General features: G+C 70.1%; 22 protein-coding genes. 3 read left to right on the forward strand and 19 right to left on the reverse strand.

Translation table 11 applies throughout. The features are described from left to right. Positions 1-6: 6 nt before the first annotated feature. The 5 genes from ACZ4Z2_RS24360 to ACZ4Z2_RS24380 form a co-directional block, all read right to left on the reverse strand. A complete protein-coding gene (locus ACZ4Z2_RS24360) occupies positions 7-1,041 on the reverse strand; it encodes an ABC transporter ATP-binding protein (protein ID WP_468078766.1) in 1,035 nt (344 codons plus the stop codon). Further along, complete coding sequence (locus ACZ4Z2_RS24365; RefSeq protein ID WP_468078767.1) at positions 1,041-2,783, reverse strand: ABC transporter permease; 1,743 nt, start codon at positions 2,781-2,783, stop codon at positions 1,041-1,043. Before ACZ4Z2_RS24365 ends, ACZ4Z2_RS24360 begins: the two co-directional genes overlap by 1 nt. Continuing rightward, positions 2,759-3,832, reverse strand: a complete 1,074-nt coding sequence (locus ACZ4Z2_RS24370; protein WP_468078768.1) for a thiamine ABC transporter substrate-binding protein — start codon at positions 3,830-3,832, stop codon at positions 2,759-2,761. The genes ACZ4Z2_RS24365 and ACZ4Z2_RS24370 overlap by 25 nt, the downstream gene beginning before the upstream one ends. A 285-nt stretch (positions 3,833-4,117) precedes the next feature. After that, positions 4,118-5,224 carry a dual-specificity RNA methyltransferase RlmN gene (rlmN, locus tag ACZ4Z2_RS24375; RefSeq protein WP_468078769.1) on the reverse strand — a complete coding sequence of 369 codons (1,107 nt, stop codon included), beginning with the start codon at positions 5,222-5,224 and terminating at the stop codon, positions 4,118-4,120. Between the two features lie 891 nt (positions 5,225-6,115). Continuing rightward, positions 6,116-6,436 carry a hypothetical protein gene (locus ACZ4Z2_RS24380; protein WP_468078770.1) on the reverse strand — a complete coding sequence of 107 codons (321 nt, stop codon included), beginning with the start codon at positions 6,434-6,436 and terminating at the stop codon, positions 6,116-6,118. Positions 6,437-6,881: 445 nt separating this feature from the next. On the opposite strand from ACZ4Z2_RS24380, the gene ACZ4Z2_RS24385 reads away from it, so the two are divergent. After that, positions 6,882-7,277, forward strand: a complete 396-nt coding sequence (locus tag ACZ4Z2_RS24385) for a hypothetical protein (protein ID WP_468078771.1) — start codon at positions 6,882-6,884, stop codon at positions 7,275-7,277. Positions 7,278-7,575: 298 nt separating this feature from the next. Then, positions 7,576-10,938, forward strand: coding sequence for a S8 family serine peptidase (locus ACZ4Z2_RS24390; protein ID WP_468078772.1), 3,363 nt, complete (start codon positions 7,576-7,578; stop codon positions 10,936-10,938). A 105-nt stretch (positions 10,939-11,043) separates the two neighbouring features. Here ACZ4Z2_RS24390 and ACZ4Z2_RS24395 read toward each other — a convergent pair whose 3' ends face one another. The 6 genes from ACZ4Z2_RS24395 to rpsB form a co-directional block, all read right to left on the reverse strand. Continuing rightward, a complete protein-coding gene (locus tag ACZ4Z2_RS24395; protein WP_468078773.1) occupies positions 11,044-11,493 on the reverse strand; it encodes an SRPBCC family protein in 450 nt (149 codons plus the stop codon). 216 nt (positions 11,494-11,709) lie between these two features. Further along, a complete protein-coding gene (locus ACZ4Z2_RS24400; RefSeq protein ID WP_468078774.1) occupies positions 11,710-12,837 on the reverse strand; it encodes a phosphatidate cytidylyltransferase in 1,128 nt (375 codons plus the stop codon). Continuing rightward, on the reverse strand, positions 12,837-13,394 hold the full coding sequence (frr, locus tag ACZ4Z2_RS24405) for a ribosome recycling factor (RefSeq protein WP_055517210.1): 558 nt from the start codon (positions 13,392-13,394) through the stop codon (positions 12,837-12,839). The genes ACZ4Z2_RS24400 and frr overlap by 1 nt, the downstream gene beginning before the upstream one ends. 155 nt (positions 13,395-13,549) lie before the next feature. Next, on the reverse strand, positions 13,550-14,308 hold the full coding sequence (pyrH, locus tag ACZ4Z2_RS24410; protein ID WP_468078775.1) for a UMP kinase: 759 nt from the start codon (positions 14,306-14,308) through the stop codon (positions 13,550-13,552). A 190-nt stretch (positions 14,309-14,498) separates the two neighbouring features. Next, positions 14,499-15,335, reverse strand: coding sequence for a translation elongation factor Ts (tsf, locus tag ACZ4Z2_RS24415; RefSeq protein ID WP_055713313.1), 837 nt, complete (start codon positions 15,333-15,335; stop codon positions 14,499-14,501). 180 nt (positions 15,336-15,515) lie between these two features. Further along, positions 15,516-16,385 carry a 30S ribosomal protein S2 gene (gene rpsB, locus ACZ4Z2_RS24420; protein ID WP_468078776.1) on the reverse strand — a complete coding sequence of 290 codons (870 nt, stop codon included), beginning with the start codon at positions 16,383-16,385 and terminating at the stop codon, positions 15,516-15,518. Positions 16,386-16,658: 273 nt separating this feature from the next. Between rpsB and ACZ4Z2_RS24425 the strand changes: the two genes are divergently transcribed. Continuing rightward, positions 16,659-17,303, forward strand: a complete 645-nt coding sequence (locus ACZ4Z2_RS24425) for a murein hydrolase activator EnvC family protein (protein WP_468078777.1) — start codon at positions 16,659-16,661, stop codon at positions 17,301-17,303. A 180-nt stretch (positions 17,304-17,483) separates the two neighbouring features. On the opposite strand, the gene ACZ4Z2_RS24430 is transcribed toward ACZ4Z2_RS24425, so the two are convergent. From ACZ4Z2_RS24430 to lepB, 8 genes are all read right to left on the reverse strand, one after another. Continuing rightward, positions 17,484-18,041 carry a TetR/AcrR family transcriptional regulator gene (locus ACZ4Z2_RS24430; protein WP_468078813.1) on the reverse strand — a complete coding sequence of 186 codons (558 nt, stop codon included), beginning with the start codon at positions 18,039-18,041 and terminating at the stop codon, positions 17,484-17,486. Between the two features lie 113 nt (positions 18,042-18,154). Further along, positions 18,155-18,991 carry an RNA polymerase sigma factor WhiG gene (gene whiG / locus ACZ4Z2_RS24435; protein WP_055541821.1) on the reverse strand — a complete coding sequence of 279 codons (837 nt, stop codon included), beginning with the start codon at positions 18,989-18,991 and terminating at the stop codon, positions 18,155-18,157. 272 nt (positions 18,992-19,263) lie between these two features. Further along, positions 19,264-20,424 (reverse strand): DNA-processing protein DprA, encoded by a 1,161-nt coding sequence (gene dprA / locus ACZ4Z2_RS24440; RefSeq protein ID WP_468078778.1) that lies wholly within the window; start codon positions 20,422-20,424, stop codon positions 19,264-19,266. A gap of 34 nt (positions 20,425-20,458) precedes the next feature. Next, the gene (locus ACZ4Z2_RS24445) at positions 20,459-22,081 is read right to left on the reverse strand and encodes a YifB family Mg chelatase-like AAA ATPase (RefSeq protein WP_468078779.1); all 1,623 of its coding nucleotides are present in this window, start codon (positions 22,079-22,081) and stop codon (positions 20,459-20,461) included. Continuing rightward, on the reverse strand, positions 22,081-22,446 hold the full coding sequence (locus ACZ4Z2_RS24450; RefSeq protein ID WP_468078780.1) for a YraN family protein: 366 nt from the start codon (positions 22,444-22,446) through the stop codon (positions 22,081-22,083). Before ACZ4Z2_RS24450 ends, ACZ4Z2_RS24445 begins: the two co-directional genes overlap by 1 nt. A 112-nt stretch (positions 22,447-22,558) precedes the next feature. After that, positions 22,559-22,867, reverse strand: coding sequence for a DUF2469 domain-containing protein (locus ACZ4Z2_RS24455; RefSeq protein WP_005311352.1), 309 nt, complete (start codon positions 22,865-22,867; stop codon positions 22,559-22,561). Between the two features lie 56 nt (positions 22,868-22,923). Next, positions 22,924-23,409: an NUDIX hydrolase gene (locus ACZ4Z2_RS24460; RefSeq protein ID WP_468078814.1), complete on the reverse strand. Its 486-nt coding sequence runs from the start codon at positions 23,407-23,409 to the stop codon at positions 22,924-22,926. A 154-nt stretch (positions 23,410-23,563) separates the two neighbouring features. Then, positions 23,564-24,307, reverse strand: coding sequence for a signal peptidase I (gene lepB, locus ACZ4Z2_RS24465; protein WP_468078781.1), 744 nt, complete (start codon positions 24,305-24,307; stop codon positions 23,564-23,566). Positions 24,308-24,386 lie beyond the last annotated feature (79 nt).

The raw sequence follows: 24,386 nt of genomic DNA on the forward strand, positions 1-24,386 counted from the left end.
CGGACCCTATGCGGGTGGATCACCGCCGAGCACGAGGATTTCGGCGGCGTCGAAGGCCACGCCCACCCGGTCTCCGGGGTCCGGCGCGTCCCGCAGCGCGCACGCCGCCTCCAGCCGTGGCGCGCCCTCGGGCTGGAGGTGCACGGCGACATGGGTGCCCCGGAAGGTCCGCGCGGCCACGGTGCAGGCAAGTCCGTCGGCGGCGTCGACCAGCCGTACGCCGGCGGGCCGCACCAGCAGCGCGCCGGGCCCCTGCGGCGAGCCCTCGGGCACCGGCACCTTGCCCCAGGGAGTATCGGCGGCCTGGCCGGTCACCGTCGCGTCGACCACATTGTCGAAGCCGAGGAAGCGGGCCACGAACTCGTCCGCCGGCCGCTGCCACACCTCCAGGGGCGTACCGGACTGGGCGATCCGTCCGTCCCGCATCACCACGACCCGGTCGGCCAGCGCGAACGCCTCGCCCTGGTCGTGGGTGACGGCCAGCACGGTCGTGCCCAACTCCGCGAAAAGTTCCCGGAGTTCGACGACGAGTCGTTCCCGTAGCGAGCGGTCCAGCTGGCCGAGCGGCTCGTCGAGCATGAGCAGCCGGGGGCGCGGCGCGAGGGCCCGCGCCAGGGCGACTCGCTGCTGCTCACCGCCGGACAGTTCCCCGACCCGGCGGCGCGCGGCTCCGGGCAGTCCGACCAGCTCCAGCAACTCCCGTACGCGCAGGGCGCGTTCGTCCTTGGCGGCGCCGTGCATCCGTGGACCGAAGGCGACGTTGCCCGCGACGTCCCGCTGCGGGAAGAGCTGATGGTCCTGGAACATCAGGCCCACCCCGCGTCTGTGCGCGGGCACGCCCGACTGGTCGTGCCCGTCCAGCGACACCCGTCCGGCGTCGAGGGGCTGGAGCCCGGCGACCGCCCGCAGCAGGGTCGACTTGCCGCTGCCGCTCGGCCCCAGGACGCATACGATCTCGTGCTCGGCGACGTCCAGATCGACTCCGTCGAGCACCGGCCGCCCGTCGAACCGTACCGTCGCGCCCTCGATCCTCAGCAACATCAGAACTCCCCCGTGCGATCGGTGCGGAGGCGCTCCAGGACCAGCAGGGCCACCGCGCACACCACCATCAGAATCGTCGAAAGGGCCATGGCCTGGCCGTAGTTGAGGTCGCCGGGCCGTCCGAGCAGCCGGGCCACGGCGACCGGCAGGGTCGGGTTGTCGGCGCGCGCGATGAACACGGTCGCCCCGAACTCACCGAGCGACACGGCGAAGGCGAACCCGGCCGCGACCAGCAGCGCCCGCCGGACGAGCGGCAGGTCGACCTCGCGCCACACCCGCCACGGGGACGCCCCGAGGACGGCCGCCGCCTCGCGCAGCCGTTCGTCCACCGCCCGCAGCACGGGCAGCATGGTCCGTACGACGAAGGGGACGCCCACCAGGGCCTGGGCGAGGGGCACCAGGATCCAGGAACTGCGCAGGTCGAGCGGCGGTTCGTCCAGCGCGATCAGGAAGCCGAAGCCGACGGTGACGGCGGACACCCCGAGCGGCAGCATGAGCAGCGCGTCGAAGCCCCGGACGAGACGGTCGGTCACAGGGGTCTTCCCGTCGTCGCGCGGGCGGGTGCGCAGGGTGAGGGCGGCGGCCGCGAGGCCGCCGACGAGGACGGCGATGGCGGTCGCGGCGCAGGCGTAGCCGAGCGAGTTGCCGATCGCCTCGATCGGCGCCACCAGGAAGATCCCGCTGTCGCCGCTGGTCAGCGCCTTGTAGTAGCCGAACCCCGGAGCGTCGAGCGACCGTTCGACCAGGACGCCCAACGGCAGCAGGATCAGCAGGGCCACCGTGGCGAGGACCCCGGCCAGCAGCGCCCACTGCCCCGCGCCCCGGGGCCGTCGTGCCGTGAGCGACGCGTCGACCAGGCGCAGCGCGACCTCCCGCCGCCGCACGGTCCAGGCGTGCACGGCGAGGATCAGCCCGACCGCGGCGAACTGCACGAGGGTCAGCACGGCGGCGGTCGTCAGGTCGAAGATCTCCGAGGTCTGCCGGTAGATCTCCACTTCGAGCGTGGAGAAGGTCGGGCCGCCGAGGATCTGCACCACCCCGAACGAGGTGAAGGTGAAGAGGAACACCATCAGGGCGGCGGCGGCCACGGCGGGTCCGAGAGCGGGCAGGGTGACCTTCCGCCAGGCCGCGAGCGGGGACGCGCCGAGCATCCGCGCGGCCTCCTCCTGCCTCGGGTCGAGCTGCGCCCACAGTCCGCCGACGGTCCGGACGACGACCGCGTAGTTGAAGAACACATGGGCGAGCAGAATGGCCCACACGGTGGTGTCCAGCCGTACGCCCCACAGCTCGTCGAAGAGTCCGCCCCGCCCGACGAGCGCCAGGAACGCGGTACCGACGACCACGGTCGGCAGCACGAAGGGCACGGTCACGACCGCGCGCAGGACGTCCTTGCCCCGGAAGTCGAAGCGCGCGAACACATAGGCGCCGGGCAGCGCGATCAGCAGGGTGAGCGCGGTCGAGACGAGCGCCTGCCAGGTGGTGAACCACAGCACGTGCCGGATCCCGGAGTCCCCCAGTACCTCCGCGATCCGGCCGAACCGCCATCCCCCGCCGCGCCCTTCGGTGCGCAGCCCGCGTACGACGATGGCGGCGACCGGGTAGGCGAAGAACACCCCGAAGAACGCGACGGGCAGGGCCATCAGCCCGAGCCGCGCCGCGCCGCGCCCACGGGTTCCCCGCCCGGGCACGGCTCCCGCCGCCCCCGGAGGCTCCTCGGCTACTTCAGTACGAGCGAGGTCCATGACTTGACCCACTCGTCGCGCTTCTCGGCGATCTTCGCCGGCGCCATGGTCTCCGGGTCCTTCGCGGCCGGGCCGTACTCGGTGAACTCGGCGGGGACGGTGGCCCCTTCGAGCACCGGGTACACGAACATGTTGAGCGGCATGTCCTCCTGGAACTTCTTCGAGATCAGGAAGTCGATGAGGGCCTTGCCGCCCTCGGCGTTGCGCGCGTTGCTCAGCAGTCCCGCGAACTCGATCTGCCGGAAGCAGGTCCCGGTGGCGACGCCGGTGGGCGCGGTCTTCGGACGCGGGTCGGCGTAGATGACCTCGGCGGGCGGCGAGGAGGCGTACGACACGACGAGCGGCCGGTCGCCCCCCGCCTTCTTGCCGTCCGTCGACCCGGAGAACTCCTGGTAGTAGGCCTGCTCCCAGCCGTCGACGACCTTGACGCCGTTGGCCTTGAGCTTCTTCCAGTAGCTCTCCCAGCCGTCGTCGCCGTACTTCGCGGCCGTACCGAGGACGAATCCGAGGCCGGGCGAGGAGGTGGAGGCGTTCTCGGTGACGAGCAGGTCCTTGTACTCGGGCTTGACCAGGTCGTCGAACGTCTGCGGCGGCGCGATCTTCTTCTCGCTGAAGTACGCCTTGTCGTAGTTGACGCAGATGTCACCGGAGTCGATGGGGGTGACCCGGTGCTTGCCCTTGTCGAGCTGGTACGCGGCGCCGACCTTGCCGAGGCCCTTCGCCTCGTACGGCTGGAAGAGGCCGTTGTCGAGCGCGCGGGACAGCAGCGTGTTGTCGACGCCGAAGAAGACGTCGCCCTGCGGGTTGTCCTTGGTCAGGATCGCCTGGTTGACGGCCTGGCCGGCGTCGCCGCTCTTGAGGACCTTGACCTTGTAGCCGGACTCCTTCTCGAACGCCTTCAGGACGTCCTTGGAGTAGCCGAAGGAGCCGTGGCTGACGAGGGTGACCGTCTTGGAGCCGCCGGACCCGGCGTCGTCGGACGACGACGAACCGCACGCGGACAGCGTGACGAGCCCGAGGCCGACGGCCGCGGCGACGAACGTTCTCATGTGCACTGATGTCCTCCTGGGGGTGGCCAGGAAGAGACGCGGCCCTGCCCGGGACTCCTCGGCGGGTTCCCGGGCAGGGCGCAACAGCTTGAGTGAAGACCGAACTTCCTACCCAGAATGACCTGGGCGAGGTTCAGAGGGTCTGCGGCCCGGATGCCGCACTCTCAGCGCTGTGGCGCTCCCCTGTCGGAATATGAAGATGTGTACGAAGGTCACCCTACCCCGTGGCCGGATTCCGACTCCCGCCCGTCCCCCGCTGTCGGCTACCGCTCGGCCACCCCTCGGTTACCGCTCGGTGGCTGCGAGCTGGCCGCAGGCCCCGTCGATCTCCTGGCCCCGGGTGTCGCGGATGGTCACCGGTACGCCGTGGGCGGCGATGGCCTCCACGAACGCCTTCTCGTCCTCGGGCCGGGAGGCGGTCCACTTGGAGCCGGGCGTCGGGTTCAGCGGGATGAGGTTGACGTGCACCGGCTTGCCCTTGAGCAGCCGGCCGAGCCGGTCACCGCGCCATGCCTGGTCGTTGATGTCGCGGATCAGCGCGTACTCGATGGACAGCCGCCGCCCGGACTTGGCGGTGTACTCCCATCCGGCGTCGAGGACCTCGCGCACCTTCCACCGGGTGTTGACCGGTACGAGGGTGTCGCGCAGCTCGTCGTCGGGGGCGTGCAGCGAGATGGCGAGCCGGCACTTGAAGCCCTCGTCGGCGAACCGGTGGATGGCGGGCACCAGCCCGACCGTCGACACGGTGATCCCGCGCTGCGACAGCCCGAGCCCGTCCGGCTCCGGGTCGGTGAGCCGGCGGATGGCGCCGACGACCCGGTTGTAGTTGGCGAGCGGCTCGCCCATCCCCATGAAGACGATGTTGGAGAGCCGGGCGGGCCCCCCGGGGATCTCCCCGTCGCGCAGCGCCCGCATGCCGTCCACGATCTGGTGGACGATCTCGGCGGTGGACAGGTTCCGGTCGAGCCCGGCCTGCCCGGTGGCGCAGAAGGGGCAGTTCATCCCGCATCCGGCCTGCGAGCTGATGCACATGGTGACCCGGTCCGGGTACCGCATCAGCACCGACTCGACGAGCGTCCCGTCGAACAGCCGCCACAGGGTCTTGCGGGTGGTGTCCTGGTCCGTCGACAGATGCCGTACGACGGTCATCAGCTCGGGAAGCAGCGCCTCCTGGAGCTTGGCGCGCGCACCGGCGGGGATGTCGGTCCACTGCTCCGGGGTGTGCGCGTACCGCGCGAAGTAGTGCTGCGAGAGCTGCTTGGCGCGGAACGGCTTCTCACCGATCGCCGCCACCGCGTCCTTGCGCTCGGCGGGCGTGAGATCAGCAAGATGCCGCGGCGGCTTCTTGGCTCCACGGGGGGCGACGAAAGTAAGTTCTCCGGGCTTCGGCATAACCCTCCCAGTGTCGCAGATCAACTCGGGGAGCCCAGGCCAGAGCGGGGTGGGGGTGGTCACCCGTGGGTGGCGCCTGTCAGCGTTGGCGGGTCTCGGACGGCCCGGATACGGCCCAGCGGCGATCACTCGTCAGCTGTCCGCCGCTCGTCGAACCTCATCTGGCAGCTGCATGACAGAAGACCCCACCACCGACCGCAGCCACTAGTGGATGCTGGCGGGCTTGCCTCGCGCACCCCGAGTACGTCGAACGATCTTCAGCCGGGCTTGGAGGTTGGACGTCACCTCGGGGCTGAAACGCACCTTACGCGTAGGCCTTCGATTTCAGCTTCATGCGCGAGCACGGTTGCTGGCGGATTGATAGTGGCTCGTGCACAGTATGCGCAGAACAAAGAATGCGCGAGCAGCAACTTGATCAGCACAGCAGGGGCAACAACAGGTGATTTGAGCGGAGCAGATTTAGGCCGCATCGGCCTCCCACTCCCATCAAGAACGGCGCGTCGGGCTCACTTGAGCTGAGCGGCGACGGCGCAGGTCCGTCACCTCATTGCGGCTGGCAGTAAACCTCGGGTACGTGTCCCAGACTTCGCTGCGACTGACAACGAATCGTGCGGCGGCAGGTCGCTCGCCCGAAGGCGGGAAGGGAGTCGGTTTTTTGAAGAGCCTGATGAGGGCCCTGGCAATATCCCGGGCATTGATTGCAGTAAGTAATAGCAAAAGTATTGAGGCGTCAGATATGAGGAGAATCCATATCGGACTCATTAATACCTCCATGCACGGCACTTAAGGCATCTGGTGCCCTAGTTTGCCAGGCCGTTGAGGTCGTCTGGAGGGCGCAACCAGCTCACTCGTGCAGCGCATTTGCCAGATCCGCTCACGCCCCCAACTCGATCACGAGGTCGGTGGAGTCTCAATGACCGAGTCAAGGGTCTCTGCTGGGCCGAGGGCGTTGTCAGGCGTCTGTGTCGGCGGCCTCTTCAGGTAAGTCCATGGCGTGGTTGTGGAAGAGGCGTTCGGCGTCGCGGCATGGGACGTTGAAGAAGGCTCGTTGAGCTTCGGCAAGATCGCAGTTTTCAGCAGGCCCATGGTCACGAACACGGCTTCCACTCCGTGGCACCCGTTGTCCTTGAGGAACTGCTGGAGCAGGTCCGAGTCGCCGGTGGTCTCCCAGACGGGCCGGGCGGCTTCCTGCATGGCGGCGATGCGCGCCACAGGATGCGAACCTGCGCTCCGGCCTTCGCCAGGTGAAGCACATCCGGGGCGAGACCGTGTTCGCCTCGTCCAAGTGCGACAAGGAACGCGACGTATGGTCCGTCCTCGGTTGCTGAGGCTCGGCGGGCTCACATGGATGCCTGCAGGCCAGTTGAGATCACGCTGCCGTGGAGGAAGCCGGTCGCCCGACGGTGTCGGCCCGTCGGCTCTTCACGAACACCGCGAGCGGGGTCGTGTGGGTCAACACCCAGGAGTGGAAGCCCGCACGCCATGGCTGGTCTAATCCCGACGCCAGGGACGACGGCAAGTACGAGGTCGCCGCGTGAGCACGGCATGCACGCGCTGAGACGCTTCTACGCGTCCGTTCTGCTGGTCACTGGACAGAGCATCAAGGCCGTCAGCCACCCTGCTTCGCCAACGCGTGTATCGATCACATCGCATGGACATGCACACCGACATGTGGGGGACGCCGACAAGGAAGCAACTTCAGGACCAGATCAGGACTCTCAACGATAAGCTCATTGAGCATGAAAAGGACGCCTATAGGGCACTGACGCCCGCACTCGATCGGTTCGCCGAAACTTTCTACCGTGATCGCAACAACGATGACGAGTGGGAGGCGCAGGCCAACAAGGCGGAGGCACTGGCCATCTCCGAGCGCCTAGAGGCTTCCCTGCGGCTCCTACTCCGCTTGATGCCGTCAGTCGACAGCAGGTTTGAGAGCCACCGCGATCAGTTCGTAAGTGTGGCGGACCGAGTGCCACTCACTTGGGACGCCGTCCGCGCGCTACGCGGGGAGGCTATACAAGACCTCCTGATAGACATCAACAAGCTGTACTGACGGCCCAGAAACGTCCCAGCAGCTCAAGTAGGCCCCCTCTCGGCACCAAAGGCGCAAGTAGGGGGCCCATTCGCGTCTGGTGAATGCCGGTTCTCCGGGCCTCGGCACCCACCCCGTGTCGCAGATCGACTCGGGTGCCCGACGGCCGAGGGTCCCGGCGTCCCGAGTCTCCTCCTTTCCCGGCCCCCGCTCCCCTTCGCACGGATGTGCATGCACCGAGAACCGAACACCTTCCCCGTGCGTGGTACCGGAGGACGTACACGGGAACGGGGGGACGCGAGTGGGATCCGAGGTACGCGTGAGGACTGTGGCGCTGGCCGCCCTGGTGGCCGGGGCCATGGTCACGGGGGCGGTGTCGGCGGACGGCGGGCAGTCTGCCCTGGCCGCCGGCTCCGCCGCGCAGCAGGGGGCCGGGAACACCACGGGAACGAGGGCCGGGGCCGAGCCGGCGGCGACCGTCACCTTGATCACCGGCGACCGCGTGGCCGTCGGCTCCGACGGCCAGGTCGTCGAGATCGTCCGCGGCAAAGGCCGCGACAAGATCGGCTTATCGGTGCGGCGCACGGCCGGTCACACCTATGTCGTCCCGCAGGACGCCCTGCGCCCCATCGCCGACGGGCTGCTCGACCGGCGGCTCTTCGACGTCGCGCGGCTGATCGAGGACGGATACGACGACGCGCGCCGCGGCACGCTGCCGTTGATCGTCGGCTACCGGAAGGGCATGGGGGCGAAGGCCCTCGCCGGCGCCCGCGACCCGTTCGCGGACGTGGCCGTCCGGGAGCGTCGGGCGCTGCCCGCCGTCGGCGGTGAGGCGTTCGAGGCGCCCAAGGCCGACGCCCCGGCGCTGTGGGCGGCCGTCACCGGCCGCTCCCCTGCCCGGACGGCGGGCGGCTCGGCCACGGCCACCCCCGAGCGGCCCCTCGCCCATGTCTGGCTGGACGCCAAGGTCCGGGCCGCCCTCGCCGAGAGCGTGCCGCAGATCGGCGCGCCCGTCATGTGGAAGTCCGGCTACACCGGCAAGGGCGTCAAGGTGGCGGTCCTGGATTCGGGTGTCGACCAGACCCACCCGGACCTCAGGGGCCTGGAGATCGCCCAGAAGAACTTCAGCGGGGCCCCTGACGCCAAGGACCGCTGGGGACACGGCACCCACGTGGCCTCCATCGTGGCCGGCAGCGGCGCGAAGTCCGGCGGCCGCTACAAGGGCGTGGCGCCCGACGTGAAGCTGCTCGACGGCAAGGTTTTGGCCGACAACGGCCTCGGCGACACCTCGGGCATCGTCGCCGGCATGCAGTGGGCCGTCGACCAGGGCGCACAGATCGTCAACATGAGCCTCGGCGGCGGCGATGCCCCGGGCCTCGACCCGATGGAGGCCGCCGTCGCCCGGCTCTCCGGCAAGGCCCTGTTCGTGGTGTCCGCCGGCAACAAGGGCGGCGACGGGCCCGGCACCATCCAGTCGCCCGGCAGCGCCCCCGCGGCGCTCACCGTCGGTGCCGTGGACAAGCAGGACCAGCTCGGCGACTTCTCCAGCCTCGGCCCGAACCGCGACAGCACACCCAAGCCGGACATCACCGGCCCCGGTGTCGAGATCACCGCCGCCCTGACCACACAGAGCGAACAGCCCTCCGGTGAGGGATACGTCGCCCAGACCGGTACGTCCATGGCCGCCCCGCATGTCGCGGGCGCCGCCGCCCTGCTGCTCCAGCAGCACCCGGACTGGAGCGGGACCCGGCTGAAGACGGTCCTGACCGGCTCGGCCAAGCCGAATCCGCGGCTGCACGCCCACCAGCAGGGCGCCGGCCGGGTCGACCTGGAGCGCGCGGCCACGGCCCACACGGTCTCCGAGCCCGGCTCCCTCGGCTTCGGCCTGCAGTCCTGGCCGCACACCGACGACAAGCCGGTCGCCAAGACCCTCACGTACCGCAACCTCGGCACCCATGCCGTCACCCTGAAGCTGACTGTCGCCGCGACGAATCCGTCGGGCGGCCCCGCCCCCGCCGGCATGTTCACCGTCAAGGACACCCAGCTCACCGTTCCGGCCGGCGGCACCGCCAGGACCACCGTCACCGCCGACACCCGCAAGGGCACCGTCGACGGCGTCTTCGGCGGCACCGTGCTGGCGTCCGGGGACGGCCAGGAGGTACGCACCGGTCTGGTGGTCGAGCGCGAGGTGGAGTCGTACGACGTCACCGTGCGGCACATCGACGCCGACGGGGCGAAGGCGGACACGTACGCGACGGTGATCACCCGCCGTGACGGGGACGGCGGCTACGTGGAGCTGCCGAGCCGCCCCGACGGCACGGTGGTCCAGCGGCTGCGCAAGGGCTCCTACCACCTGGAGAGCCTGGTCTTCGCCGAGGACAACGAGCTGGGCTTCTTCGTGCAGCCGGTGCTGGACGTGACCAAGGACGTCAAGGTCACCCTCGACTCCCGCAAGGCGAAGCCGCTCGCCGTGAAGGCCCCGGACAAGGCCGCGAAGCTCGTCACGTCCGTCGCCAGCTACTACGACGAGGCCCTGGGCTCGGGCAACTCCTGGTTCACCGACGGAGTGCCGCCGATCCGCACCGCCGCCCTCGGCCCGGCGTCCCCGACGCTGCGGGCCCAGTACAACGGTGTGTGGAAGAGGCCGGGCGCGGCCGGCAAGAACGTCGACTACCGGCTCGCCTTCCACCGCGAGGGCAGCTTCTTCACCGGGCTCGACCGCACCGTCACCCGAGCCGAGGTCGCCGAGGTGAAGCTCGGCTTCGGCGCCTCCGTGAGCGGGGCCGAGGGCCGCGTCCACGTCAGGCCGCTGGACGAGCTCGGGAACAGCACGCCCGCCCAGGAACCGCAGCAGCACAAGCTGCCGCTGTCCACCACCCACTACCTCAGCGCCGAAGGGGTGCGCTGGTCCTGGACGGCCGCACAGCTCGACGCACGCGGCGAGGCGCGCATGATCTACCGGAAGGAACGGGTCACCTACAAGCCGGGCTCCAGCCAGACGCTGAAGTTCAACACCGCGGTGGTCGGCCCGGACCTCCCGCCCGGTGGACTCGGCGGTCAGGGCGCCGAGCGGACCGGTGACACCATCAGCGCGATGGTCCCGCTGTTCACCGACAGCAGCGGCAACCCGGGGTTCTCGGCCGTCACCGGCGGCGTCGCCCGGCTGGAGTCCGGCGGCCGGATCCTCGGCGAGGGCCCGGCCACGGACATGCTGACCGCCGAGGTTCCCGCCGCGTCCGCCGCATACCGTCTGACGGTCGAGGCGAAGCGCTCCACCGCGGACACCTCCACCAGCACCGAGGTCGCCGCGGTGTGGACGTTCACCTCGGCGCGGCCGGCCCCGAACCGGACGGTGACGCTGCCGCTGTCGGCCGTGCGGTTCACGCCGAAGCTGAGCCTGACCGGGACCGCCCCGGCGGGCGGCACCCTCACGGTGCCCCTGAAGGTGAGAGGCGCGGCCGCCGCGGCCGGGCAGGTCGCCGCGCTCACCGTGAAGGTCTCGTTCGACGGGGGGAAGACCTGGAAGACGCTGGCTGTGAAGACCGACGCGAAGGGGGCGCGCACGGTCAGCGTGAAGCACCCGGCGAGCGCCAAGGCCGTGTCCTTCCTGGTGGACCTGAAGGACAAGAGCGGCAACACCGTACGCCAGACGATCACCAACGCCTACCGGCTCACCAAGTGAGGTGACCCAGGTGAGGTGACTCAGGGGCGGCGACCGTCGCCCCGACACCGCCGCCCGCCCGGCCCGGCTCCCGCACCACGGGGGCCGGGCCGGATCCGTCGGCGGCTACGCCGACGCGTGCTCCAGACGGTCCTTCAGATGCATCTCGTTGCGCGGCAGTTCCTTGCGGATCTGGGGCCGTACGACGAGGGGGACGAGGACCTTGCCGATGCCCCGGCCGTCGAAGCCGACCTCGACGGTGACACGCGAACGGCGGCCGTCGTCGAGCGGGGTGATCTCCCCGTGCACATGGGTGCGGACTGGGCCGTCGACGCCCTCCAGGCTCCAGGCACGCGGCGGCTCGTACTCGGTGAACTGCATGGTCATCGGGATGTTCCGGCGGCCGAAGTGCCGGGTGACCCGTACCCGGGAGCCGACACCGACGGGGTCGGTGCCCAGCGGCTCGCTCGCGACCGCGCTCTCCTGCCACTCGGGCAGATGGGAGAGGTCGCTGACATACGCCCAGACGTCCTCCGGGCGGCGGTCGATGTCGATCGATTCACGGAAGTCGGACATGTTGCCCGCCCCCTTTCGGCGTGATCCCCCTGGAAAAATCGTCCCACTCGACCGGCGGCACGGCCACGCCTCTGCCCGAGCACGAGCACGAGCACGAGCGAAGACAGAAGGGCGAAGGGACCGAGCAGCGCCCGTGTGCGGCGCGAACGGCGAAGGCCCCCGCCCTGTCGCCAGGTCGGGGGCCCGCGTGCACCGCGTACCCGTGGGGCGTTCCGGTCAGCCGGAGCCCACGAACAGCACCAGCAGCAGCCAGACCACCGGCGCCGTCGGCAGCAGCGAGTCCAGCCGGTCCATGATCCCGCCGTGGCCCGGCAGCAGCGTGCCCATGTCCTTGATGCCGAGGTCCCGCTTGATCATTGACTCGCCGAGGTCACCGAGGGTGGCGCTGGCGGCGACCGCGAGGCCCAGGAGCAGGCCCTGCCACCACGTACCGCCGTCGATGACGAACTGCATGAGCAGCGCGCCCGCGACCATGGCGAAGGCGACCGCGCCGAGCAGTCCCTCACGGGTCTTGCCCGGGCTGATGCGGGGGGCGAGCTTGTGCTTGCCGAAGCGCCAGCCGACGGCGTACGCGCCCGTGTCGCTGACCACGGTCAGCACCAGGAAGGTGAGGACCCGCTGCGGTCCGTCGTCCGCGGTGAGCATCAGCGCGACGAACGTGGCGAGGAACGGCACGTAGAACGCGGCGAAGACGCCCGCCGTGACGTCCTTCAGGTAGTTCCCCGGCGGTTCCGTCATCCGCCAGACGAGGACGGCGAGCGCGGTCAGCGCCATGGCCACCCACGCGCCCTCCGGCCCGCGCACGTACCCGGCGACGACCATGGCGGCGCCGCCGACCGCGAGCGGCACGAGCGGCGCCTTGATGCCCTTGCGTTCCTGCAGGCGGGAGGTGAGTTCCCACAGGCCGACCACGACGGCGACCGCTATGACGCCGACGAAGACGGCCTTGACGATGAACAGCGACGCGACGATGACCACGCCGAGCCCGACACCGACCCCTATGGCGGCGCTCAGGTCACGGCCCGCGCTCTTCTTCTGCGCGGCGGGCTGAGGGGCGTCGGGCATGGGCTCCGGCTTCTGCGGCGCCTCCCCATGGGGGTGCGCCGACGGCGTCTCGTCACGGAACAGGGGACCGGCCTGCCGAGCGGCCCCCCGGTCGTCGTCCTGGTTCCCGCCATGCGCGGGTACGTCGGGCACGATGGGCATGGGCTGAGTCTGCATCGGATGCCGGTCCTCAGCCGCATCGTACGGGTGACCCGCCGGGGCATGCCCCTGGACAGGTCCCCGGTCGGTCGGCGCCCAGTACCCGGCTTGTGGCGGCGCGCCCCAGGAAGAGTCGTTCATCAGACCTCGAGGAGCTCGGCTTCCTTGTGCTTGAGCAGCTCGTCCACCTGGGCGACGTACTTCGCGGTGGTGTCGTCGAGCTCCTTCTCCGCACGGCGGCCCTCGTCCTCGCCGACCTCGCCGTCCTTGACGAGCTTGTCGATGGCGTCCTTGGCCTTGCGGCGCACGGAACGGATCGAGACCTTGGCGTCCTCGCCCTTGGTCTTGGCCACCTTGATGAACTCGCGACGGCGCTCCTCGGTGAGCTCGGGGAACACCACACGGATGATGTTGCCGTCATTGCTGGGGTTGACGCCCAGGTCCGAGTCGCGGATCGCCTGCTCGATGTTACGCAGCGCGGTCTTGTCGAACGGGGTCACGACGGCCATGCGCGGCTCCGGCACGGAGAACGAAGCCAGCTGGTTGATCGGCGTCAGCGCGCCGTAGTAGTCGGCCACGATCTTGTTGAACATCGCCGGGTGCGCACGACCGGTACGGATCGCGGCGAAGTCGTCCTTGGCGACGACGACGGCCTTCTCCATCTTCTCCTCGGCCTCGAGGAGGGTCTCTTCGATCACCACTTGCTCCTGCGTGTCTTGAGTAGGCCCGGCTGCTGTACTTGGTCACGTCGGCGGCCGGCTGCGTCGCGTCTTGTTCCTGCACGGTTCCCGACCGGTAGGACATTGTCCATCCCCCGGTCAGGCTCCGTCCCCCGGGCAGGGGAAGGACCCGGTCAGGCCCGGCTTCCCTGATCACCCACGAGAGTGCCGATCTTCTCACCCTTGACGGCCCGCGCGATATTGCCCTCCTTGAGAAGCTCGAACACGAGGATCGGGAGCTTGTTGTCGCGGCAGAGGGTGATGGCGGTGGCGTCCGCGACCTTGAGTTCGCGGGTGATGACCTCGCCGTAGCCGAGGGAGTCGAACTTGACCGCGTCCGGGTGCGTCTTGGGGTCGGAGTCGTAGACCCCGTCCACGCCGTTCTTGCCCATCAGCAGCGCCTGGGCGTCGATCTCCAGGGCGCGCTGGGCGGCGGTGGTGTCGGTGGAGAAGTACGGCATGCCCATACCGGCGCCGAAGATGACCACGCGGCCCTTCTCCAGGTGGCGCACGGCGCGCAGCGGGATGTACGGCTCGGCGACCTGGCCCATGGTGATGGCGGTCTGGACCCGGCTGTCGATGCCCTCCTTCTCCAGGAAGTCCTGGAGGGCGAGGCAGTTCATGACCGTGCCGAGCATGCCCATGTAGTCGGAGCGGGCCCGGTCCATGCCGCGCTGCTGGAGTTCGGCACCGCGGAAGAAGTTGCCGCCGCCGATGACGACCGCGATCTCCGCGCCGTCGCGGACGACCGCCGCGATCTCCCGGGCGATGGCGTGCACCACGTCCGGGTCGACGCCGAGGCCACCACCCCCGGAGAACGCCTCTCCGGACAGCTTCAGCAGAAACCGGCCGTGTACTTTGCCGTCGTCGCTCTTCTGGGGCTTGGTGGTCATGGAGATCTCGCCTCTTTACGTGTCGCACATACGAAGAAGGCCATTGCCGGTGGGGTGATGTTCGCATCCCATGCGCGGCAATGGCCTCCTCGTCAGATCTGCTGTCGTCCGTCACACGCGCGCGTGCGACGGCGTACGCGAACGACTGCTTCCGACCCTATCGGGACCGGGCGTCCGTCGCGGTACGGACTCAGATGCCGACCTTGATGCGCGTGAAGCGCTTCAGGGTGACACCGGCCTCGTCCAGAACCTTCTGGACGGACTTCTTGTTGTCGAGCGCGTACGGCTGACCGAGCAGCGTGGCGTCCTTGAAGAAGCCGTTGAGGCGACCCTCGACGATCTTCGGCAGGGCGGCCTCGGGCTTGCCCTCGGCGCGGGTGGTCTCCTCGGCGACGCGGCGCTCGGACTCGACGACCTCGGCCGGCACGTCCTCCTTGGAGAGGTACTTCGGCGCGAAGGCGGCGATGTGCTGGGCGACACCCTTGGCCAGGTCGGCGTCGGCCTTGTCCAGCTCGACCAGGACACCGATCTGCGGGGGCAGGTCGGGCATGGTGCGGTGCATGTAGGCGTAGACGAAACCGTCGGCGAACTGCGCGAAGCGGTCCAGGACGATCTTCTCGCCGAGGTTGGCGTTGGCCTCGTCCACGAACGCCTGGACGGTCTTGCCGGCCTCGATCTCGGAGGCGAGCAGGGCCTCGATGTCGGCGGGGGAGGTCGCGGCGACGTGCGCGGCGATCGCGTTGGCGGCGGCCTGGAACTTGTCACCCTTGGCGACGAAGTCCGTCTCGCACTTCAGCTCGACCAGGACACCGGAGGTGTTGTCGTCGGCGATGAGGGAGACCACGGCGCCGTTCTCGGCGGAGCGGCCCTCGCGCTTGGCGACGCCCTTCTGGCCCTTGATGCGGAGCGCCTCGACGGCCTTGTCGACGTTGCCCTCGGCCTCGTCCAGCGCCTTCTTGCAGTCCATCATGCCGGCGCCGGTGAGCTCGCGGAGCTTCTTGACGTCGGCGGCGGTGTAGTTCGCCATGAGTCTGTGAGTCTTTCTCGAAGTCTGGGAGATCGGAGATCCGCGCGGTCCGGGATCCGCATCGGGATGTCGGTACCCATCCAGGTACGGATCCCCGACTCGGCGCTGACCTACGGGTGAACGGCGGGAGCGGAGTTCATGTCACCACTCCCGCCGTCAACACGACGGACGCTGACTGGGTCAGGCCTGCTCGGCCTCGGCGGCCGGGGCCTCGGCAGCGGCCTCGGCGGGGGCCTCGGCCGGAGCCTCGGCGGCGGCCGGGGCCTCCTCCGCCTTCTTCTCACCCTCGAGCAGGTCGCGCTCCCACTCGGCGAGCGGCTCGCCCGCGGCCTTCTCGCCCTTCTCACCGGTGGCGACGCGCGAGCGGGAGATGAGGCCCTCGGCGACGGCGTCGGCGATCACACGGGTGAGCAGGGTGACGGAGCGGATCGCGTCGTCGTTGCCCGGGATCTTGTAGTCGACCTCGTCGGGGTCGCAGTTGGTGTCGAGGATGGCGACGACCGGGATGTTGAGCTTCCGGGCCTCGCCGACCGCGATGTGCTCCTTCTTGGTGTCCACGATCCAGACGGCGCTGGGCACCTTCTGCATCTCGCGGATACCGCCGAGGGTCTTCTCCAGCTTGGCCTTCTCACGCGAGAGGACCAGGAGCTCCTTCTTGGTCAGACCCGACGACGCGACGTCCTCGAAGTCGATCTGCTCGAGCTCCTTGAGGCGCTGCAGACGCTTGTAGACGGTCGAGAAGTTGGTGAGCATGCCGCCCAGCCAACGCTGGTTGACGTAGGGCATGCCGACGCGGGTGGCCTGCTCGGCGATGGCCTCCTGCGCCTGCTTCTTCGTGCCGACGAACATGACCGTGCCGCCGTGGGCGACGGTCTCCTTGACGAACTCGTAGGCGCGGTCGATGTACGACAGCGACTGGAGCAGGTCGATGATGTAGATGCCGTTGCGCTCGGTGAAGATGAAGCGCTTCATCTTCGGGTTCCAGCGACGGGTCTGGTGACCGAAGTGGACGCCGCTCTCCAGCAGCTCCCGCATCGTGACGACGGCCATGGCCGTTCTCCTTGATTTTTCTCGGTTGTGCCGCGGACACCGGACGGCATCCGCGCCTGACGCCCACGATGCGCCGTTGCCGCTAAGGACCGAGGGGCGCTGATACGGACCGCTGAGGGCCACGTACCGGGGCGTGCGAAGTCGACCCGGTGACCCGGATCGCCTTCAGAAGTGTACGGGACCCGCGAGGCGCCGGGTGACGCCGATATCCACAACCGGCCAGTACTCCACAGATCCCAGCCATGATCGCTCCGCTCGGGCGACCCTTCGAGCATGTCTGACGAACGGAACGAGCAAGGGATTCGCCGAGGTCGCGGGGTCGGTCCATGGCGGTCGGATCGGTCGGCGCTGTCGACTGGCCTGCTGTTGGTGCTGCTTTCGGTCCTGCTGTCGGTGCTGCCGGCCATGACGTCGACGTCGGCGCCCCGCGCGGCGCCGGGCGCGCCGGACCCGCCCGGTGGGGCGGCCGAGGTCCCCGCGATCGGCCGGGCGTGGCCGGTCGGGCTGCGCCCCCTGGTGGTACGGGCGTGGCAGCCTCCGCCGACCCCGTACGCCCGAGGGCACCGGGGCGTCGACCTGTCGGCCCCCGCCGGCTCCCCCGTACGGGCCGTCGCCCCGGGCGTGGTGTCCTTCGCCGGCCGGGTGGCAGGCCGAGGAGTCATCTCGGTCGAACTGAAGAACACGGGCGCCCCTCCCCTGCGGACGACCTATGAGCCGGTACGGGCATCCGTACGAAAGGGCGACGAGGTGGCACCGGGGGACATCCTGGGCACCCTGGAGACCTCCCCCTCCCACTGCCCCACGAGCTGCCTCCACTGGGGCCTGCGCAGAGCCGACGCCTACCTGAACCCCTTGTCCCTGCTCCCGCCCTGGCTGCTCCGCAGGGGCCCGTCCCGCCTGCTCCCGGTGCGGGGGTAGGGGCCGACGCAGTCGGCGGGAGTGACACGGAGCCGGTTGTCGCGGGCCACGCCGACGCCGGCCGCACGCCCGGCGGCACGCAAAGGTGGCAGGGCCGCCGGGAGCGCCAGGAGCGTCCGCGCGGTCAGCAGGTCAATCGGGCAGCAGGTCTATCGGGCAGCAGGTCTATCGGGCAGCAGGTCAGCCCCGGACGCCTCGCAGGGCCATCGTGACCGCCGCGTCGGTGATGGCGGCAGGGTCCTCCGCCGCCCCCAGTTCGATGCGCCGCACGGCGGCGTCCACCACGCCCTGGAGCAACATCGCGGCCAACCGGGGTTCGGCCTGCCCCAACGCCGCCAGCGCCTCGACGATCATCGCCACCAACCCGCCGTGCGCGGCCCGGATCTTCTCCCGGGCGCCCGCGTCCAGCTCGCTGGCCGAGATCGCCACGACAGCCCGGTGCCGTCGGTCCCCGACCAGCTCCAGCTGCTTGCGGACGTACGCCTCGACCTTCTCCTCGGGCAGGTCGACGGCCGCCATCGCCGCCTCGACCTCCGCCGACCAGAGGGGGAAGTCGACCTCGCACAGCTCTTCGACCACGGCTGCCCGGGACCGGAAGTACTCGTAGACGGACGACCGCGCCAGCCCCGTGCGCTCGGCGAGGGCCGGGAACGTCAGCGCCTCCGTCCCGCCCTCGGACAACAGGGACCGTGCCGCGTCCAGCAGGGCGGCTCGCTGCATCGACCGGTGCTCGGCCACGGAGGCCGCTCGAATCCTTGGCACGTAAACCACTCTACGGACGGACCGCCGCCCACGGGAGTGCCTTCCCCCGACCGGCCGTCCCCCGAGGCCCCGCACCAGCCACGACCCGCTCAACGGCCGAAACTCGCCAGCTTCGCCCGCAGCTGCAGCACCGACTTCGTGTGGATCTGACTCACCCGGCTCTCGGTCACCCCCAGCACATTGCCGATCTCGGCGAGGGTGAGCCCCTCGTAGTAGTAGAGCGTGACGACGGTCTTCTCCCGCTCGGGCAGCGTGTTGATGGCCCGGGCCAGAAACCTCCGCAGCTCCCGGTCCTCTGCCACCTCGACGGGATTGTCCGCGGCGGTGTCCTCCAGCGTGTCCATCAGGCTCAGCCGGTCACCGCCCTCGCCCCCGACATGCAGCAGCTCCTCCAGGGCCACCACGTTGGCCAGCGACAACTGGCTGAAGACGGAGTGGAGTTCGTCGACCGGGATACCCATCTCGGCGGCGACCTCCCCCTCGGAGGGGGTACGTCTGAGGCGGGACTCCAGGGTGGCGTAGGCCCGCTCCACATTGCGGGCCTTCTGCCGCACGGAGCGCGGGATCCAGTCCAGCGCGCGCAGTTCGTCGATCATCGCGCCCCGGATCCGGGTGATCGCGTACGTCTCGAACTTGATCTCCCGGTCGATGTCGAACTTCTCGATCGCGTCGATGAGCCCGAAGACCCCGGAGGAGACGAAGTCCGCCTGCTCCACGTTGGCCGGCAGGCCGACGCTCACCCGGCCCGCGACGTACTTCACCAGCGGTGAGTAATGGAGGATCAGCTGCTCGCGCAGTCGTTCGTCGTTCGTCGTCTTGTACGTCCGCCACAGCTCGTCGAGTGTCGAGGGGGCGGGCGGGCGCACGGTGCCGCGAGCGGCGGACGGTACCGCCGCCCGGTCAGACCCGGAGGTGTGCTGGGGCATTCGTCGCCTTGTGCCGTTCTGCCGTGAACTGGGGATGCCTGGGTGAGCTGTCGGTCTGATGTCGAGATGCCTGTCTGAGTCGGAATCCTCGTGAGCGTAGCGTGACTGGGGAGTCGCAGTGCGCGAAGGGCGAGGGATCACCCGCGCGCAGATACGTTCCACTGGGAGCGCCCCGAGGCCGGGACGATCGCACTGTGTGACGGAGGCGTGGTGCCCAACTGCCGGAAACCGCAAGGCTGTCGGCATTCCCCCGGACGGCCGAACACGCTGGGTCAACTTGGCCTCCGATCCGACGAAACGGAGATCATCGCCTGGCGTGTCAACTTCCAGGTGTCGCCGTGTCGTTCGACGTAACCAAGTGCGCGGAGTTCGTACAGTCTCCCGACCGCGTCGTCCACGGTCGTCCCGGCGCCCCTGGCCACCGCGTCGACGGCCGCCGCGCCGCGCCCCGGCAGCGCGGCGAGGACCTGTCGCGCTCCGGGTTCGAGCAGGTCACGCGGGAGGACCGGGCCCCGCTTGGCGGGCGCCAGCTCGCCCATGTCTCCGACCAGCTCGACGATCTCCGCGGCGTCCGACACGAGCACCGCGTCGCCCCGCAGCAGTTCGTGCACCCCTGCCGACAGTGCCGAGGTCGCCGGTCCGGGCACGCCCATCGTGAACCGCCCCAGCCGTTGCGCGGCCCGGGCCGTGACCAGGGCGCCGCTGCGGTGGGCTGCCTCGACGACCACGGTGCCCCGGGTGAGGGCGGCGATGACCCTGTTTCGCAGGATGAAGCGGCTCTGGGTGGGATGCTCCCCCGGCGGCAGTTCCCCGACGACGAGTCCCTGTTCGGCGATCCTGTTGATCAACTGGGCGTGCCCCCGTGGATACGGCCGGTCCACCCCGCAGGCCAGTACGGCGACGGTGGCACCGCCGACGCCGAGCACGCCCCGGTGAGCGGCGCCGTCCACGCCGTAGGCTCCGCCGGACACCACCACCCAGCCGCGCTCGGCCAGGCCCGCGCCCAGTACAGCCGCCATGTGCGCCCCGTACTCCGTGCAGGCCCTGGCTCCGACGACGGCCACGGACCGCAGGGCCCACATCCGGGCGTTGGCGCGCCCCCGCACCCAGAGCCCGACCGGCCGCGCATCCCCGAGATCATCCAACTGCCCGGGCCACTCCGCGTCCCCGGGCACCAGAAACCTGACGCCGGCCGCTCCGGCCTGAGCCAGGTCCGCTTCGGGATCGGCGCGCCCCGCGCGGGACAGCAACCCCGCCCACCGCTTCTCCGACGCGCCCGGCAGAGGCACGCCTCCTTCGGAGAGCCGCCGCACCGTGTCCCTGGCTCCGAGGTCCCGCAGCCATCGCCCGGCGAGTTCGTCCCCGGGCTCGATGACACGGGCGAGGAAGGCCCGGTCGACCCGCTCGGCGTCCAGCGCACCGCCACCGGTCATGGCCCACCCGCCGAGGCGTCGCAGCGCTCCGGGTTCATACCAGGGCTCCGATCGCCATGGGCACTCCGCGCGGGACGCCCGTACGCAGTTGCAGAGCCAGGTTGACGTCCGCCGCGTCAGGGCGCTCGTGGCCGACGAGGTCCGAGATCGTCCATGCGACCCGCAGCACCCGGTCCAGTCCGCGTGCCGTCAAGATGCCCCTCTCCAGACTCCGCTCGGCCTCGTCCATGGCGCCCGACTCCGCATGCCACCGACTCCGCAGCTCACGCCCCGGGACCTCGCTGTTCGTGCGCCAGGGGGTGCCGGCCAGCCGCGCCGCGGCTCGCTCCCTGGCGGCCCGCACACGATCGGCCACCGTCGCGGTGGATTCACCGCGGGCACCCTGCCGGGTGAGCTCGGTCCGAGTGACCCGGTCGACCTCGACCCGGAGATCGACCCGGTCCAGCAGCGGCCCCGACAGCCGGGCCTGGTAGCGACGGATCGAGGCGGGCGGGCACTCGCAGAGGTCATCCGTCCGCGAGAAGCGCCCGCACGGGCAGGGATTGGCGGCGAGCACCATGAGGAACTTCGCCGGGAACCGGACGACGCCGGAACTGCGCGCGATCACGACATGGCCCGCCTCCAACGGCTGACGCAGGGCATCCAGCGCCTGGCTGCTGAACTCGGGAGTCTCGTCGAGGAAGAGCACTCCGCGGTGGGCCAACGACACCGCCCCGGGCCGCGCGATGCCCTGACCGCCCCCGACGAGGGCCTGCATGGTGGCCGAATGGTGCGGCGCGCAGTAGGGCGCCACATCGACCAGCGGTTTTCCCGCCGGCAGCAGACCCGCGATCGAGTGGACTGCCGTGACCTCCAGGGACTCCTCCCTGCCCAGCGTCGGCAGAATGGCCGGCAGCCGCTCCGCGAGCATCGTCTTGCCGGCTCCCGGTGGGCCCTCCAGGAAGAGGTGGTGCCCACCGGCCGCGGCCACCTCGACCGCGGTCCGCGCCGCGAGCTGACCGACGACATCGGCCAGGTCGTGCCCCTGGTCCTGCTGGGCGGCGCCCGTGGCGTGCATACCGGTGGCCGCACCCGTGCCCGGCATGCGCAGCCCCGCCAGCAGGGGATCCGGACGTCCCTCGTCGGGCTCCTCGTCCGGCACGGGCTCGTCGGCGAGGACGGCGATCAGTTGCCGCAAGGTGCGAACGCCCAGGACCGACACCCCGGGCACCAAGGACGCCTCCGCGGAGGAACACTCCGGCACGACCACCTGTTCGTATCCGGCCTCCGCGGCGGCCAGTACGGCGGGCAGGATGCCGCGCACCGGGCGGACCCTCCCGTCGAGTCCCAGCTCACCGATCATCACGATGTCGGAGAGCACCCGGGGATCGATCCGCTCGGAGGCACCCAGCACCGCGCAGGCCACGGCCAGATCGAAGCCGCTGCCGGCCTTGGGCACCGACGCGGGACTGAGCCCCACCGTCAGCTTCTTCTGGGGCCAGTCGGCGCCGGAGTTCACCACCGCCGCCCTGACCCGGTCCTTGCTCTCCGTCAGGCTCTTGTCCGGCAGGCCCACCAGTGTGAACGCGGCCACGCCCGGTTCCAGGTCCGCCTGGACCTCGACGACGACTCCCTCCACGCCCACGAGGGCCACGGAGCAGGTGCGGGCGAATCCCATCAGGCCACCCCCCGCACGTGTTCCACGACGGGCGCGCCGCGGTGGGGCAGGACGACTCCGACCACGTCGATGCGGACGCCGCCCGGTGGGGCCCCTCCGTGTTCCTGGAGCCAGCGTTCGGCGAGGCCGCGCAGGCGTTCCGCCTTGGTGGCCGTGACGGCCGCCATCGGGTGTTCGAAGGGGCCGGCCCTTCGGGTCTTGACCTCGCAGACGACCAGCGCATTCCCGTCCCGGGCCACGATGTCGATCTCACCGGTCCTGCCGCAGCGCCAGTTGCGCTCCAGGACGGTCATCCCGGCGTCGGTCAGCCGCCGCGCGGCCAACTCCTCGCCGTACCTGCCGAGTGCTCCTCGTGCGTTGCCCATGTCGGCACCACCTCCGGCGCCCACACTGAGGCCATCCTGGCCCGCTCAAGGATCTTGGTGGAAAACCCGCCGATTGTGGACAACCTCGTCACCCGTTCGAATGACGACCAGCTCAGCTGCCCGGCAGCTCCAGATCGCTCTTGTTGAGCTCCTCGATGTTCACGTCCTTGAACGTGAGCACCCGCACCTGCTTCACGAAGCGGGCCGGGCGGTACATGTCCCACACCCAGGCGTCCGCCATGGACACCTCGAAGAACACCTCGCCCTGCACCGAGTGCACCTGCATCTCATAGTCGTTGGTGAGGTAGAAGCGCCGCTCGGTCTCGATCACATATTTGAACAGACCGACGACATCGCGGTACTCCCGGTAGAGCTTCAGCTCCATCTCGGTCTCGTACTTCTCGAGGTCCTCGGCGCTCATGGCATGTTCCCCTTCAGCCGTGCGATCCCACCATTGTGCGCCAGCCCCGCACGCCTCTAGACAATTTCGGTCTCGAGGACCACGGGCTGGGCCGGGGGACCCTCGTCGAGCAGCGTGCGCAGCAGTTCGGCGAGTCTGGTCGGGTACACAGTCTCATGGGTGCGGGTGAGTTCTCCGCACGTCCACCAGCGTGCTCCCGCGACACTGCGCCGTTCCAGTCGGGTCAGCCCCGTCGCACCGGGCAGCGGCTGGTGCGCGACGGCCGTACGGGCCAGGTAGTACCACTCGTCCTGGTCCCAGCGCCGCCCGGCGAACGGGAAGGAGCACCTCCGCCGCCACAGGACCTGGCCCAGCTCGGCGTCGGTGATCCCGGTCTCCTCGGCGAGTTCCCGCAGCGCGGCCTCCTGAAGGGTCTCCGCGCCCTCTACCCCGCCACCGGGGGTGAACCACCAGTCGTCCGACGGATCGTCCGGTTCATGGCCGTGCAGCAGCAGGATGCGGTCCAGCGGATCCAGCAGGATCACCCGGGCCACCTTGCGCAACCCACCCTCGTAGGTGTCCTCGGCCGCGTCCCCGTCATCCCGGTCGTCACCGCCGTACGGGCTGTACGAGGCCCCGTACGACGACCCCGGCGACACCGGCGGCTGCGCGTACGACGGCTTCGGTGACGCACCGTGCGACGGCTCACGGGGTGGCTCAGCCGACACCGGCGGGCTCCGTCCGCGCGCGGTCACGGCCGCCGAGCCACTTGGCCACGGGGCCGTAGGCCGCGCCGAGCAGGACCAGCAGCATGCCCACGACCAATGCGGCGGTGATCAGCCGCAGCGGGCCGGGAGAGGACAGCGCCCCCAGCTTCTCGAAGCCGGTGGGGCGGGCCAGCATGCCGTCCATGGGCCAGACGACGGCGTCCACGCGCGCGTCCACGTTGCCCCGCGGCACCGTGCCCTGGCCGGCCTCGGTGAGGTGGGCGGTGGAGTCCAGGGAGCCGCTGCGTTCGTCGCCGAGGAGGAAGAGGCGGCCCTTGGGGACCGTGATCTCGGGGATGCCCGTCAGCTCGGCGTCCTCGCCCTTCGGCAGATACGCCTCGTCGATCTTCTTGCCGTTGACGGTCAGCTTGCCGTCGGTGCAGCAGGCGACCGTGTCCCCGCCGACCGCGACGACCCGCTTGACCATGGGCGAGTTGCCCCACGCCTCTTCCCGGAAGACCACGACGTCACCGCGCTGCACGTCGGCGCCGTCGATCCGCTCGGCCAGGATGCGGTCGCCGGAGGTGATGGTCGGGGACATGGAGTCGGTGGGCACCGTGTAGGGCTGGTAGACGACGGCGCCCCAGAGGAAGCCGCCGAGGAAGAGCACACAGCCGAGGGCCACGGCCAGCCCCGACAGCTTGCTGCCGAGCCGTCCGCGGCCCTCGTCCGTACGGCCTGTCGTCCCGCTCATCCCAGTGCTCCCCCTGTTCGGAGACCCGATCGCCCGCGCCGTGCGGAGCCGCGGGTGATCGGCGATCTGGGACGGCACC

The organism is Streptomyces sp. NPDC030183, from assembly GCF_055573455.1.

Bases quoted from the DNA above. Each gene is read 5' to 3' on its own strand.
- ACZ4Z2_RS24425 (WP_468078777.1), top strand. From the start codon at position 16,659: ATGTCTGACGAACGGAACGAGCAAGGGATTCGCCGAGGTCGCGGGGTC.
- ACZ4Z2_RS24360 (WP_468078766.1), bottom strand. From the start codon at position 1,041: ATGTTGCTGAGGATCGAGGGCGCGACGGTACGGTTCGACGGGCGGCCG.
- ACZ4Z2_RS24385 (WP_468078771.1), top strand. From the start codon at position 6,882: ATGCACACCGACATGTGGGGGACGCCGACAAGGAAGCAACTTCAGGAC.
- dprA (WP_468078778.1), bottom strand. From the start codon at position 20,424: ATGACCGGTGGCGGTGCGCTGGACGCCGAGCGGGTCGACCGGGCCTTC.
- ACZ4Z2_RS24400 (WP_468078774.1), bottom strand. From the start codon at position 12,837: ATGAACGACTCTTCCTGGGGCGCGCCGCCACAAGCCGGGTACTGGGCG.
- ACZ4Z2_RS24370 (WP_468078768.1), bottom strand. From the start codon at position 3,832: ATGAGAACGTTCGTCGCCGCGGCCGTCGGCCTCGGGCTCGTCACGCTG.
- ACZ4Z2_RS24445 (WP_468078779.1), bottom strand. From the start codon at position 22,081: ATGGGATTCGCCCGCACCTGCTCCGTGGCCCTCGTGGGCGTGGAGGGA.
- lepB (WP_468078781.1), bottom strand. From the start codon at position 24,307: ATGAGCGGGACGACAGGCCGTACGGACGAGGGCCGCGGACGGCTCGGC.
- ACZ4Z2_RS24395 (WP_468078773.1), bottom strand. From the start codon at position 11,493: ATGTCCGACTTCCGTGAATCGATCGACATCGACCGCCGCCCGGAGGAC.
- tsf (WP_055713313.1), bottom strand. From the start codon at position 15,335: ATGGCGAACTACACCGCCGCCGACGTCAAGAAGCTCCGCGAGCTCACC.
- rlmN (WP_468078769.1), bottom strand. From the start codon at position 5,224: ATGCCGAAGCCCGGAGAACTTACTTTCGTCGCCCCCCGTGGAGCCAAG.
- ACZ4Z2_RS24455 (WP_005311352.1), bottom strand. From the start codon at position 22,867: ATGAGCGCCGAGGACCTCGAGAAGTACGAGACCGAGATGGAGCTGAAG.
- rpsB (WP_468078776.1), bottom strand. From the start codon at position 16,385: ATGGCCGTCGTCACGATGCGGGAGCTGCTGGAGAGCGGCGTCCACTTC.
- ACZ4Z2_RS24450 (WP_468078780.1), bottom strand. From the start codon at position 22,446: ATGGGCAACGCACGAGGAGCACTCGGCAGGTACGGCGAGGAGTTGGCC.
- pyrH (WP_468078775.1), bottom strand. From the start codon at position 14,308: ATGACCACCAAGCCCCAGAAGAGCGACGACGGCAAAGTACACGGCCGG.
- whiG (WP_055541821.1), bottom strand. From the start codon at position 18,991: ATGCCCCAGCACACCTCCGGGTCTGACCGGGCGGCGGTACCGTCCGCC.
- ACZ4Z2_RS24365 (WP_468078767.1), bottom strand. From the start codon at position 2,783: ATGGACCTCGCTCGTACTGAAGTAGCCGAGGAGCCTCCGGGGGCGGCG.